This window comes from Pseudomonas sp. GW821-FHT10B02 (assembly GCF_059415665.1).
This window is the reverse complement of record NZ_JBWKNR010000021.1, coordinates 39,153-52,847: the sequence shown is the minus strand read 5'-3', so window position 1 is coordinate 52,847 and position 13,695 is coordinate 39,153. Positions and strand designations below refer to the sequence as shown.

The following is a 13,695-nucleotide window of genomic DNA, read 5'->3' as shown; positions in this document are numbered from 1 at the left end:
GGACAGTTCCAGCAAAACCGCTCGCTCCTGCATCCGGCCCTACGCTACGCTCCGGGTCCCTTCGCTCCGGCACCTTCACTCAGCCTCCTGAAGTCGCAGTCCGTGTCGCCTGTACTTGCGTGCATGAAGATCAAGATCAAGATCAAGATCAAGTGCGAGTGCGAGGCCCCTCAGCGCGTTAGCCAGCTACGCTGGCCAGCGCAACTCGATCGAGCAAGAGCGAAGCGAATTGTGCTTTTGATCTTGATCCACCTGCCCCGTTAACCAGTAGGGCTGAGTGGAGGTGTCGTGGAGGGGCTAGCGCGTAGCGCCTTCGGCGTTAGCCGAAGTTGCGAAGCGTATAGTTGCTTGCAACTCGTAGCTCGCAATGCCCCGTAGCGGCGCCGGAGCGAAGGGACCCGGAGCGCAGCGTAGGGCCCCTGGTGGGGCGAGAATTTTTTGCTTACTTTTTTTTTCGACTGAAAAAAAGTAAGCCGCCGTAAGGGCGGAAAGGTGATTCAGCGCCACATTGGCAAATGGATATGCCCACAAATCTGAGGGCCTCATCGCAGGGCAAGCCCGCTCCCACCGGTGGTGGTTATTGCCCACCCCCGATGAACCAGCGGAAATAGGGATTGCGCCCGTCCGTCTGCATCAATTGCCGAACCTCCCGCGCCCAGGCCTGGCGGTTACCGTTATAGGCCAGCAAGGTCAACCCATAAAAGCCCCGCAACACCTGCCATTCATCCTCAACAGAGGCCTGTAACCCCGTGCCGGCATTGACCAACGGCGGCGCACTGCGCAGCGCCAACAATTCCGGCAATACCCGGGTGATTTCCCTGGAGCGTACCCAGGGTGCGTACTCGATCCGTGGATGATCGTCGGTCACTGCCTCGGCATCCCCGGCAAAACGCTCAAGACCCTGGCGGTCAGTGATCCAGGTAGCCAGCAAGGCGCTCACCGAGTCGACCCCGACTTCAGCCAGCGCAGCAGCCACTTCAGGTTGCGAAAAGCGCTGGCTGATCCGCGCCGCGTCGAGCTCCAGCGGCGCTGGCGAGCCGATCAGAAGCATTTCATGGAACTCCGTGGTCCACAGCGAGGCATGGGGAAACACGTTCAGAAAGCTGCGCACCAGCGAACGGCTGTCGTCAAGGTTCTGGGTCGGCAAGGGCAGCCATTGGGCGACAATGCCACCCTCCTCCAGGCGCGACGCCGCCAGCTCATAGAAGTCCTGCGAGTAGAGATTCACCACCCCGGCGGCAGAGGGCGGTGGCGGTTCGAGAGTGATCAGGTCGTAGCGCTCGGCACTGCGCAGCAACTCACGACGGCCATCGCGCAGGCGGATGTCCAGGCGCGGATCATTGACGGCATTGTAATTACCCTTGAACAACGGCGCGGCCGCCAGCACCTCGGGCAGCAGCTCGGCCACCACCGGGCGCTGCAGGCCCTGATAGCGCAGCATCGCCCCGGCGGTAATCCCGGTGCCGAAGCCGATCACCATAGCCGAGCGCGGTTCCTGGCGGTGAATCAACAGCGGCAACAGTGCCTGCAAGCGCATATAGCGCAACGACGGCATGGCATCGCCCGTGTTGGATACGCCCTGAATGTACAGGCGGTTGAAGCTGCGGTCCTGACGTTGCTGCGCAACCACGGCAACCGTGCCACCCCGACCCTCTTCATAAAAGGTGATGCGTCCGTTGCGTGCACCGGGCAGCAGCTCCGCCAGGCGTTGCGGCGGCGTCAACACCCCCACGACCACAGTCGCCAGCGTCACGCCGAGGATCGCTGCGCGCATCCCTCTGTGCAGTACTTTGCCGCGCCAGACCACCCAACAACCGACTGCGGCAGCGACCAGGGCCAGCACCACCAAGGTACGCACCAGGCCAATGCCGGGAACCAGCACGAAACCGGTGAGCATGACGCCAATGATGCCGCCCACGGTGTTCAAGGCGACTACCGCGCCGACATCCCGGCCGACCTGCATGCTGTCTACACTTAAGCGCAAGGCCAACGGGAAAGCGGCGCCGAGGACGGTAGTGGGCAGGAACACCACACATAGCGCCGCTGTAGCAAAGCGCGCACACATTCCGGCCAGTTCATTGCCGGTGAGGTGCAGCACCAGCGCTTCGACCTCGGTCTGGGCCATGATCAGCCAACGGCCCAGTCCGGCGATCTGCACCAGTGCCAGCAAACCGGCCAGCGCAATCAACAGGCCGAAAAGGCCCCAGGGGTCTCGAATCCGGTCAGCACGGCGGGCGTAAAGCGCGCTGCCCAGCACCAGCCCCGCCAGATAAGTGGCCAGCACCACGGAGAAAGCAAATGTGCGGGTGCTCATGAACTGTACGATCGACTGGGTCCACACCACCTCGTAACCCAGTGCTACCCCACCGGCCACGCAGTACAAGGTAATCGCCAGACGCGCCGCCGGTGAGCGCGGCGCCACGCTGATCTGCGTTTCGCAAGGGAGCTGTTCATCGCGCCGCCGTGCCAGCCAGGCACCCGCTGCAGCCAGCAGGTTCAGTGACGCGGCCACCAGCGCACTGCCGGTGACGCCGAATTGCGGCAGCAACACAAAGGCGGCCAGCAGCGTGCCGCCAATGGCACCTGCGGTGTTGGCCGCATAAAGTCGCCCGCCGGCTTCGGCCAGCTGGCCTTGGGCGGGGGTCAACGCCCGCACCAGAACCGGAAGCGTGCCGCCCATCAGGAACGCTGGCACGCCTACGAGAATGAAAGGGAGCAGCCAGGCCAGCAGGCCTATGTGACTTTCCAGACGGGCGAACAGACCGGCTGAACTGGCCAGTGCCAGGGTGCTCAACACACCCAGTACCGCCACGGCCAGCTCCAGGCCGGCATACAGCCTGACCGGACGGCGCAGGCGATCGGCCCAGCGGCCGAACACCAGGCCACCCAGTGCCAGCCCGGCAAAAAAAGCGCTGATGCCGGCCGTGATGGCATACACCTCCACTCCGACGACCAGCGACAGTTGCTTGACCCACAACACCTGATACACCAGCGCCGCTGCACCGGACACGCACAGCAGCAGCGCCGGAACCCGCATAGGCAGGGGCAAGCGTTGGCCTGCCTGATCAGGAACAGATGAGCGCACTTGAGGGGAACTGACAGCTGAGGGCATCGATTGACCTTATCGGCGCAAGCATCGCGGCCGAAAATCAAGTAATAAGAAAGCGCCCGTCGTTGACGGGCGCTGGCACTGCCTTACTTCTTCATCTTCTCTGCAATCTTCTTGTCCACTTCCTCGCGGACCTGGTCGATGCTGAAGCTGGCCGGGCGCTGGCTCGGCGGATAATCGACAAAGGTCTGCAGGAACGCTGCGGCTTTACGCGTACCCTGGAAGATCAGGTAGTCGTTCTTGGTCAACCAGTCGTAGTACTGATCCGAGACCACATCGGCCCGTTCATACGGGTCCATGCGCAGGTTGAACATTTTCGGCACCCGCAAGCAGGTAAACGGCTCGCTCCAGACCTGCAGGCCACCCGGTGCGCGCTGCTCACAGAACACCAGTTTCCAGTCGCCAAAGCGCATGGAGACCAGCTCGCCGTCGTCATTGAAGTAGTAGAACTCGTCACGCGCACTCTTGTTGGCCTTGCCGGTCAGGTAATCCAGCTGGTTGTAACCGTCCAGGTGCACTTTGAAGTTCTTGCCTCCAAGATCAGTACCCTTGAGCAAGCGGTCCTTGATATCGGTGTCACCCGCCGCAGCGAGCAAGGTCGGGAACCAGTCCAGGCCCGAGAACATCTGGGTAGAAATCGTGTCAGGCTTGACCTTGCCAGGCCAACGGACGATTGCCGGCACCCGGTAAGCGCCTTCCCAGTTGGAGTTCTTCTCGTTACGGAACGGCGTGGTGGCAGCATCCGGCCAGGACCACTGGTTCGGTCCGTTGTCCGTGGTGTAGACGACAATGGTGTTGTCGGTAACCTTCAGGTCATCGAGGGTCTTGAGCAACTTGCCGACATCGCCATCGTGTTCCAGCATGCCATCGGCGTAGTCGTTACCGACCATGCCGCTTTGCCCCTGCATCGACTCGCGAATGTGGGTGAAAGCATGCATACGCGTGGTGTTCATCCACACGAAGAACGGTTTGTCGGCCTTGACCTGCTTGTCGATGAAGTTGATCGCCGCCTGGGTGGTTTCGTCGTCGATGGTTTCCATGCGTTTTTTGGTCAGCGCGCCGGTGTCTTCGATCTTGCCGTCGGCACTGGACTTGATCACGCCACGCGGCGAAGCCGCTTTGACAAACTCTGCATCATCCTTGGGCCAGTAGGGCCGTTCCGGTTCTTCTTCGGCGTTCAAGTGGTAGAGGTTGCCGAAGAACTCGTCAAAACCGTGGTTGGTCGGCAGGTATTCATCACGGTCGCCAAGGTGGTTCTTGCCGAACTGGCCAGTGGCATAACCCTGGGCCTTGAGGGCCTGGGCAATGGTCACGTCACGTGCCTGCAGGCCGACCGGCACACCGGGCATGCCGACCTTGGACAGGCCGGTACGCAATGCCGATTGCCCGGTAATGAAGGTCGAGCGGCCGGCGGTGCAGCTGTTCTCCGCATAGTAATCGGTGAACATCATGCCTTCTTTGGCAATCCGGTCGATGTTGGGCGTCTGATAGCCCACCACGCCCTTGCCATAGGCACTGATGTTGGTCTGGCCGATGTCATCGCCGAAGATCACCAGAATGTTGGGTTTGTCTGCGGCATGCACGGCGTTCATCCCCATCGCCACGCCGGCGGCAAGGGTCATTGTCGTTATCCACCTTCTACTGAGCTTCATATGGCCTGTTCTCCGTCTCACGTTACTGGCGTTGGCCACGACTACGTGCACGAGAGATACCGTGTATCCACTGGTCCCTGTGCGCCTGCGGTGTTTCATTTACTGGCTATCAATACTGTCGAAGGGATAAACGCGCTGCCACTCGCGGGCCATATCGACCACGGTCCAGCCATTGCTGGTGGCGGATGTCAGCGCCTTGTCCAGACGCCCGACTTTACTGTCGCGGTCATAGGCCCATTCGCGCTTTGCGTCGGTGTGGTGCACCAGCCCGGCGAAACGCTTGCCGGGGCCGGCTTTGGTCCATTGCAGCATTTGCAGGTCGCCATCGGAATTGCCGAAGGCCAGGATCGGACGACGGCCGATGATCGAGTCGATACTCACCGGTTTGCCCGGCCCGTCATCGTTATGTGCCAACTTGGGCAGGCGCTGGATCGACAGGCTGCCGTTGCGGTCGTCAAAGCGGGTGTCCAGGGTGGTGCCGATGACCTGCTCCGGGGGAATGCCATAGACCTCTTCGGCGAAAGCGCGCATGAAAGCAACTTCGCCACCCGAAACTATGTATGTTTTGAAGCCATTGGCCCGCAGGTACTGCAGCAACTCCAGCATTGGCTGGTAGACCATCTCGGTGTAGGGCTTGCGGGTTTTTGGATGCACTGCGGTGGCGAGCCAGCGCCGGGTCTGGGCAATGAAGTCTTCGGTGCTGACTCCCGCATGGGTGGCCACAATGATTTTCATCATTCCGTCCGTACCGCTGGCGGCCAGGGCTTTCTGGTCGCCGTCGAGCACCGCCTTGAACGGTTGCTGGGTTTTCCACTCAGGGTGCTGCGGGGCCAGGCGCTTGACTTCATCCAGGGCAAACAACACCTCGAAGTACATCGGCTGCTCGCTCCACAAGGTGCCGTCATTGTCGAACACGGCGATGCGCTCGGTCGGCGCGACGTAGTCCTTGCTGCCCTCTGTGGTCACGGCAGCGACAAACTGCTCGATCGCCTGGCGCGAGGCGCCGTTGTACCAGGACGGCAGTGGGTCCGCTGCCTGGACCAGCAGCGGTAGCATGACCAGCAGACTGAACAACCAACGCATCGGGTGGACTTGAGGCATAGCGCATCCTTGAACAGTTACCTTGTACCTGACTCAGGCGAGTCAGGGATTCAATGGTTTCAATCCACAACGCGAACGTACAACCTTGCGCCTGGCCAACTGCCGCCGTGATGACTGCAGCGCTTGCAGCAGTTCCGCTGGTGCATCACCACCCTCAGCAGCAGGGGCATAGCGAATTTTCAGCAAGTCTAGTGAACGATTTGCAGCTGCGTCGGACAATTCTTCGGAAAGTGCCGACAGCGTCCGTTTTCCGGTGCTGCGCCGTACCCATAGATAGAGTCCGTCCAAGCGCAGCGGGCGGCTGCTTAACTGTTTACGCAGTAACTGCCAGGCGTAGTCCGCAGAAGCCAGCCAGGTATCACGGCGTTTGCTCTGCCAGCGCCGCAGCCGGGCCAGGCCGGTCTTGGCCCATGGGCGCCCGAAGTAGACCAGGCAAACACCGGCCAGCAACGCCGCCGACAGCAACAACCAATGCCCGGAAAGGCGAACATGGGCCTGCCGCCCGAGCGCGCGCAGGTCGTCATTGATGGAAAACGGCGCGCTGTAATTGCCTTTGCCTGCTTCGAAGCTCACGGCGTCGACCACCGTGCTACGAGCTTCACCGCTGCTGGCATCCCACCATTCGAAAGAAATGGCCGGCAGGCTGAGCGGCCCTTCCTGCTCGATCACATAGGTCACGCTGTCTTCACGCACACCACCGGAAACCCCGCCGCGGCCATCACTCAAAGCGCTGACGTTGGGCGTCTGCAGATACCGTTTCAAACCCTGTACCTGAGCAAAGGATGGTGGCGGAATCAGCATGGCCTGAGTGCCCTGCGCCTGAATCGTCAGATGCCGGGTGATGCTGTCGCCAACCCGTAAAGGGTCATGCGAGCGCTGCAGCGTTTGCGTGAGGGTGACCGACTTGGCGACCAGGCGATGTTGATCGCTTGCACCCGCCAGGGCTTTGGCGACAAAGGTCAATGGCTGGCTGTTGAGCGTAACGGCGCCACTGCCCTGCCCTGGCTGAACCTGGAAGGTCAGCGCCGGGATGGTGAATGGTTGCGCCACTTGCGGGGTGATCTGGTAGGTGTAGCGCAAGCCGAAGAAGGTCTTGCCGTCCTGCTTTTCGTTCAAGTGTTGTGCTTCGCCACCGGGTGGCGTCACCACCGCGCCGGGCAGTTCCAGCGCGGGCAGGACTGGCGCTGCGGTGTACCAGGTGTCCACCAGCAGGTCGACCTCCATGCTCAGTGTGCCGCCCACTACCACGCCGGTTTCCGGTATCAGGCGGCTCTGTATCCGCACTTCTGGCGCTGCGCTGGCAAGCAGTGGCGCACACGCCAGCAGAACCCACAGCAGGCGTTTCATTGCGTACCTCCGGCAGGCTGGCGGGCGGCGTTCTGGAGCATGAACTTGCGTTTGAGAAACTGCGCAGGCGAAGTCGTCAGGTTGTTCAACCACAGCTGGTCAGAAGCTGCTTGTGGTGTGCTCACCTGCTTCTGCTGCCCGCCCTGGCTGGGGGTCTGGTCCTCCACCACCTTGTCGGCTTTTTCATCCGGGGTGCCGGCCTCTTGCTGGTCCTCGTAATCCTTCAGCAAGGCTTGGGCCAAGGCCAGGTTGGCTTTGGCCTGGGGGAAATCCGCCTGCTTTTGCAGCGCTTGCTGGTAGGCGCTGATGGCCTGGGGGAACTTGAACAGGCGCACGTAGATATTGCCCAGGTAAAAGTGCGCCAAGGCACTGTCAAGGCGGGCGAAGCTGGCCAGTGCCGCCGGGTAGTCCGCAGCGTTGTAGGCTGCGACACCTTTCCAGAATGGATCGTGGAAGTGCTCTGCGGCCTGTGGAAAATGGCCATGCTCAAAGGCCCAGCGGCCTTGCTGGTCCGGGGTGAAAAAGGCATCGGCCAATGCACCTGCTCGTGCCGGCTGCGAAGGCGCACTGAGCATGACTATCAGCAGCAACCCCAGCCAGTTCACCCGCCACCCCCGACGCACGCAGAACAGTGCAATCAGTGCCAATGGCCAGCACAGCCAATAGCCGGCGTCCTTCCAGTGCACTTGCTGCTCATCGCCTTGAACCGCCTGAAAGTGCTGCTGAGCGTGCAGTGTGATCCAGTCCAGATCATCGTCGTTGAGCGTCAGGCTACCCAGAGGCGCGTCGGCTGCCTGCGCCAGTTGCTTGAGTGCCTGGCTATCGAATGTCGCTTGCAAGGGCTGGCCATCATCGGTAATCCGCGGGCGCCCTTTGGCATCGAGCAACACACCGCCGTCCTGGCTGCCAACGGCCAGCACCAGAACTTGCAGATCACTACCGGACAAGCGCTTGGGAATTTCCTCGAACTGTTCCGGCGCAGCGCCATCGGTGACCAGCAGCAAGGTTCCGGGCATTTTCTCGGCATCTAGCAGTTTGCGCGCCAGCTCGATCACACCGACAACATCCTTGCCAGCTTGCCCAATCAGGTCGGTCGACAGTGCCTGCAGGAAGGTGTCGAGCAGCTCCGGGTCTTCGGTGGCCGGCAATACCAGGTGCGCGCCGCCGGCATAGGCAATCAACGCCGTGCGCGCGCCGGCACGGCGCTGGATCAGGTCATGCAGTTTGTGCTTGGCCGCAGACAGGCGCGACGGCGGCACGTCATCAGCATCCATCGACGGCGACAGGTCGATGGCCAGTATCAACGGCGCGCGGTTGTCGACGAAATCGGGGGTATCCTGAGTCCAGGTCGGCCCGGCAGCAGCCACCGCACCCAGCCCCAGCAGCAAGGCCAGCAGATGCACCGGGCGCAGGCGTTGCTGATCGTCCGGGGTGATCAGCAGCGGTTCAATCAGGTGCGGGGCAATCAGACCCTTGAGCTGGCGTTTGAGGTCATGGCGGCGCAACCAGGCCCATGGCAACAGGAGCGCCGGCACGATCAGCAGCAACCACAGAGGGCGCAGGAAGTGGAAGGCACTGAAGTCGATATCCATATCAGCGTCCTGACTGCACGGAGGGTTGGCGCTGAGGTGAAAAACGACTGAACAGCGCTGCCAGGGTATGACTCAACACTAACAACAGCAGCGCCGCGCCCAAGGGTAACCAGAACAGGTCCCGCTTGGGCTGGTGGCTCAAGGTTTTCACCTTGTGTGGCGTGATCTGGTCCAGGGTCGCATAGACCGCTTGCAGGGCCTGGCGATCATCGGCCCGGAAGAAGCGCCCGCCGGTGGCCTTGGCGATGCCCTGCAGCGCCGCCAGATCAACCTTGGCCTCGCCACTGGCCTGCGGGTCGCCGATACCGATGGTATGCACCACGACACCCTGCTGCCGGGCCAGTTGCGCGGCATGGGCCGGGGTGATGGCGCTAGCGGTATCATTGCCGTCAGTGAGCAGGATCAGGACTTTTTCCTGCTCCTTGGCCTTTTCGAACAATTTGATACTCAGGCCAATGGCATCACCCAATGCCGTATTCGGGCCGGCCATACCGATGCCGACTTCATCCAGCAGCACCTCAAGACTGGCGTGATCCAGGGTAAAGGGCGCCTGAGGATAGGCGCCCGTGCCGAACACAATCAGGCCAATGCGATCATCCTTGCGCTGTGCGATGAAATCACGCACAACCCCCTTCACCGCGGTCAGACGATCACTCTGAGCGCCGTTGGCGTCGGTGTAATCTTGCGTTTGCATGGACTGTGAGATGTCGATGGCCAGCATCATGTCGCGGATCGGCTGCTCATGTTCTATGGCTTGCTCTACCCAGACCGGCCGCGCGCAGGCGGCCATGACCAGCGCCCAGACCAGCAGATTGAGCAGCAACTGCCAACGCCCGCCGCCGGCACCGGGGCTGCCAGGTTGCTGGCCGATGGCGCGACTCATGGCGGCAAAGAATGGCACCCGCAGCGCACTGTGTGCTTCCCGATAAGCGCCCAGGTAGCGATAAGCCAGCCAGGGCAACGGTAACAGCAATACCACCCAGGGATAGTCAAACTGCCACATGGTGAGCCTCGATCCAGTGCCTGCTGGCGGCAAAAAGCGCCTTGATCTCGGTGTCCGTCATGCCCTGCACGTCGGCGTCCGGCGCATAGGCCAGGGTAAACAGTCGGGCGGCGAAATCATCCGGCAGCGGCGCTCGACCGTGGTCCTGCAAGAAGCGTTGCCACTGCGCACCACTGAGCGCTGCCGCAGTGGCCGCATCACTGAGTGACAGTGCCACCCGTTTGAGCAGTACCGGTAATTCGCGCAATGCCTGCAAGCGCTGAGGCGGATCGCTCAACCCCTGCTCCAGTCGATCAAGCTGCTCCAGCGCTTCACGTCGGTAACGATCGCGCTGCCAGCGCCGCCAGCGCCAGATGGCCCACCAGCAGGCAAGGGCCACGACGACCAGCAACACCGCCAGCCAACCCCAGGTCTGCGGCAAATAGCTGAACGCAGGTGTCGGCAACGGCAGCTCCTGGAGCTGGTCGATGGACGGTGGCGAAGGCCTGCTCATCGCGCCCGGTCCGTCAGGCGCCCCAGCTCACGACGCACTTGCAGCAGCGGATCTTCGCCGGTGCTGAGCATCATCACCGGCACCTGGCTGCGGCGCAGCATCTGCGCGACATCCTGCAGGCGCCCGGAAAGAAACGCCGCCAATGGCCGGTTGACCTGGCGCTGACCGACTTCCAGCTCCACCTGCAATTGACCCTGGGTCACGGTCAAGCGCCCCTGCTGCGGGAGTTCCAGGGCGAGCGGGTCGTACACCTGCATGGCGATCACATCGTTGTGGGCACTGAGTTGCCGCAACAGTTGCAGGGTCTGCGCCGAAACCCCGGAAAAGTCGCTGATGATGCACACCAGGCTGTCGTGACCTGCAGTGGCGATGCAGCTGCGCAGCACGGTATCGAGCTGGTGCTCGCTCTCGCTATCGGGCCCGGTGGCCGATAGTTTCTGATTGCTGCGTATCACCGCGGCGCACAGCGCTTCAACCCGTGCCCGGCTGCGTAGCGGGCGAATGTGCTGTATCCCTTGGTCATCAAACACCAAGCCACCGACGCGGTCACCGGCGTGAAACGCGATCCACGCCGACAGGGCCGCAAGCTCAGCCGCGACGACCGATTTGAAGCTGCGTTGGGAGCCGAAGAACATGCTCATGCGCTGATCGACCAGAATCAGGGTTGGGCGGTCACGCTCTTCGGTGAAGGTGCGCACGAAGGGCTTGCCGTAGCGCAGCGAGGCGCGCCAGTCGAGGTGGCGCAAATCGTCACCGGGAATGTAGCGGCGCAGTTCATCGAAGCTCAAGCCACGGCCACGCAGGCGCGAAGCATGGTTGCCGGAGAGAATGCTCGACAGCGGCTGGCGCGCAAGAAAGCTCAGGCCGCGGACGCGGTGCTCCAGTGCCATCAGCTGGCTGAGCGAGGCATAGACGAAGCCATCCGGCTGCAGGTCAGGCATGAGATCAGGCCGGGATCGCGACGCGATCGAGCAGGCGGTCAAGCACTTGATCGGCGCTGACCCCATCGGCGACAGCATCGTAGGTAAGCTGCAGACGATGGCGCAGCACCGGGTGTACAACAGCGCGCACATCATCCGGCGAGACGAAATCATTGCCCGACAACCAGGCATGGGCCCGCGACACCCGGTCCAGGCTGATCCCTCCGCGCGGGCTGGCGCCAATCTTGATCCAGCGGGCCAGGTCCTCATCGTAGTCAGCCGGCTTGCGGGTGGCGTTGATCAAGTCGATCAGGTACCGGTCAATGGCCTCGGAAACATGGATGCCGGCCACTTCGCTACGCGCTGCGAAGACGATCTCTTGAGGCAGACGCGTCGGCGCCTGGCTGGCATTGTTCGCCTGCTGGTCTTCGCCACGTACCAGGCGCAGCACCAGGGTTTCGTCTTCGACCTTGGGGTAATCCAGGTGCAGCTTCATCAGAAAGCGGTCCATCTGCGCTTCCGGCAACGGGTAGGTGCCTTCCTGCTCGATGGGGTTCTGGGTCGCCAGCACCATGAACAATGCAGACATCGGATAGCTCTGCCCGGCCACCGTGATCTGCCGCTCCTCCATGGCTTCGAGCAGGGCCGCCTGGACCTTGGCCGGTGCGCGGTTGATCTCGTCGGCAAGAATCACGTTGCCGAACAACGGCCCCGGCTGGAATTTGATCTGGTTGCCTTCGGCAGTCTGCTGAAGAATCTCCCCGCCGGTGATATCGGAGGGCAGCAGATCAGGGGTGAACTGAATCCGCTGCATCTTTGCGTCCAGGTGGGTTGCCAGGGCTTTGACCGTGCGGGTCTTGGCCAGCCCCGGCAAGCTTTCGAGCAGTACATGACCATTGGCCAACAGCCCCAACAGCACATGCCGAATGGTTTCGGCCTGCCCCAGCACCTGCTGCGCAACACTCGCCTCCAGCGTGGCTATCTGCTCACGTATGCTCACTGTGTCGTTCCCTGATCTGGCTGTTATGGGTAAATCCTAGCAGTGAGTTATGTATGCGCCAGCGTCCGACCAACGTTGCAGGCAATGGCTGAGCGGCTAGGCTGGATTACGTCAACCCTTCAGGCGTTCACTGACCATAAAGAGTCTGTCATGACCATTACAGCCAGCCAGCGACTGCGTGCCCTGAAAATTTCTACTCTGTGTTCGGCCCTGTGGCTTGTACACGGAACCAGCTGGGCCGGTGGCATCACCATGTATGAAGCAGGCCAGGAAGGCTCCGGTCTGGCTAACGCCGGCGCGGCAGTGCTGGCCACCGACCCCAGCGTGTTGATGAACAACCCGGCGGGGCTGACTCAGCTGCCGGGCACTCAAGTCAATGCCAACGGCCTGTTGATGCTCGGCCATATCCGTTTTTCACGCGATAGCGGCAACCAGTTCGACGGCAACGAAGGTGGCAACGCGCTGGAGTATCTCCCCGGCACCAGTTTCTTCATCAGCCACCAGTTGGATGAGCGTTCGAGTATCGGTTTTGGCATGTATGGCAACTTTGGTCTGGCCCTGGACTATGACGATGACTGGGCCGGCCGCTATTTCACCCAGGAAGCCGCCATCATCGGCGTGTCGCTGCAGCCGACCTACGCCTACAAGCTGACCGACGACCTGTCGGTGGGCATCGGCCCGCGGTTGATGTACGCCTATTACCGCACCGAAGCGGCAATCAACAACAACTTGCTGGGGCTGGCAGACCGGCCTGACGGTCAGCTCGAATACCAGGACACCGATGTCGGCACCGGGGTCAACGTCGGCGTGCTTTATCGGCTCAATCCCAAGGTCATGCTCGGCCTTGCCTACACCAGCAAGATCGACCTGCACTTCAAGGATCGCCCACGCATCGATGATGTCAGCAATCCGTTGCTCAACGTGGCGTTGAACCGCTTGAACATCGATGACCTGAAACTTGACATGCAAGTGCCGCAGACGGTGCTGGCAAGTGCCTCTTATGACCTGGATGCGCAATGGAAGCTGCTCACGAGTCTTGGTTGGCAACAATGGAGCGAGTTCGGCGAGATCGGTGTGGAGGTCGACACCGATAACGCCGGCACCAGCGTCACAGCCGACCGCAAGTACAAGGACACCTGGCATGCGTCACTGGGCGCACAATACCAGGCGTCGCCGAAAGTACGCTGGAGCATGGGCGTGGGTTTTGACAGCTCCATGGTCGACGACCGCGACCGTACCGTGGACAACCCGGCCGGCGACACCTGGCGCTTCGCTACCGGGGTGAACTACCAGGTCGACGCAGGGCTCGACCTGCACCTGGCCTATACCCTGATCTGGGTCGGTGATCTGGATGAACAACAGACCAAGGCGCGTTCAGGCACGACGGTGTCAGGTACCTACAAGAATACTGCCCTGCACGTGATTGGCGGTGGTGCGGTGTGGCGGTTCTGACGGTGCTGGCCTGATCGACCGGCCCC

General features: G+C 61.8%; 10 protein-coding genes. 1 reads left to right on the top strand and 9 read right to left on the bottom strand.

Going from position 1 to position 13,695, the window contains the following annotated elements; translation table 11 throughout:
* Positions 1-577 precede the first annotated feature (577 nt).
* The 9 genes from AC07OF_RS24620 to AC07OF_RS24580 form a co-directional block, all read right to left on the bottom strand.
* Positions 578-3,112: a fused MFS/spermidine synthase gene (locus AC07OF_RS24620; RefSeq protein ID WP_157192612.1), complete on the bottom strand. Its 2,535-nt coding sequence runs from the start codon at positions 3,110-3,112 to the stop codon at positions 578-580.
* 83 nt (positions 3,113-3,195) lie between these two features.
* Positions 3,196-4,761, bottom strand: coding sequence for an arylsulfatase (locus tag AC07OF_RS24615; protein ID WP_157192613.1), 1,566 nt, complete (start codon positions 4,759-4,761; stop codon positions 3,196-3,198).
* A 99-nt stretch (positions 4,762-4,860) separates the two neighbouring features.
* Positions 4,861-5,862, bottom strand: a complete 1,002-nt coding sequence (locus tag AC07OF_RS24610) for an HAD family hydrolase (RefSeq protein ID WP_157192614.1) — start codon at positions 5,860-5,862, stop codon at positions 4,861-4,863.
* Positions 5,863-5,904: 42 nt separating this feature from the next.
* Positions 5,905-7,209: a BatD family protein gene (locus AC07OF_RS24605; RefSeq protein ID WP_157192615.1), complete on the bottom strand. Its 1,305-nt coding sequence runs from the start codon at positions 7,207-7,209 to the stop codon at positions 5,905-5,907.
* On the bottom strand, positions 7,206-8,801 hold the full coding sequence (locus tag AC07OF_RS24600; protein WP_157192616.1) for a VWA domain-containing protein: 1,596 nt from the start codon (positions 8,799-8,801) through the stop codon (positions 7,206-7,208). Before AC07OF_RS24600 ends, AC07OF_RS24605 begins: the two co-directional genes overlap by 4 nt.
* 1 nt (position 8,802) lies before the next feature.
* Positions 8,803-9,804, bottom strand: coding sequence for a vWA domain-containing protein (locus AC07OF_RS24595; RefSeq protein WP_157192617.1), 1,002 nt, complete (start codon positions 9,802-9,804; stop codon positions 8,803-8,805).
* Positions 9,791-10,297 carry a DUF4381 domain-containing protein gene (locus tag AC07OF_RS24590; protein WP_157192618.1) on the bottom strand — a complete coding sequence of 169 codons (507 nt, stop codon included), beginning with the start codon at positions 10,295-10,297 and terminating at the stop codon, positions 9,791-9,793. Before AC07OF_RS24590 ends, AC07OF_RS24595 begins: the two co-directional genes overlap by 14 nt.
* Entirely contained in the window at positions 10,294-11,238 is a 945-nt protein-coding gene (locus AC07OF_RS24585) for a DUF58 domain-containing protein (protein WP_157192619.1), read from the bottom strand. Before AC07OF_RS24585 ends, AC07OF_RS24590 begins: the two co-directional genes overlap by 4 nt.
* Positions 11,239-11,242: 4 nt before the next feature.
* The gene (locus AC07OF_RS24580; protein ID WP_476447069.1) at positions 11,243-12,217 is read right to left on the bottom strand and encodes an AAA family ATPase; all 975 of its coding nucleotides are present in this window, start codon (positions 12,215-12,217) and stop codon (positions 11,243-11,245) included.
* 150 nt (positions 12,218-12,367) lie between these two features.
* On the opposite strand from AC07OF_RS24580, the gene AC07OF_RS24575 reads away from it, so the two are divergent.
* Positions 12,368-13,669 carry an OmpP1/FadL family transporter gene (locus AC07OF_RS24575; protein ID WP_157192621.1) on the top strand — a complete coding sequence of 434 codons (1,302 nt, stop codon included), beginning with the start codon at positions 12,368-12,370 and terminating at the stop codon, positions 13,667-13,669.
* Positions 13,670-13,695: the final 26 nt, after the last annotated feature.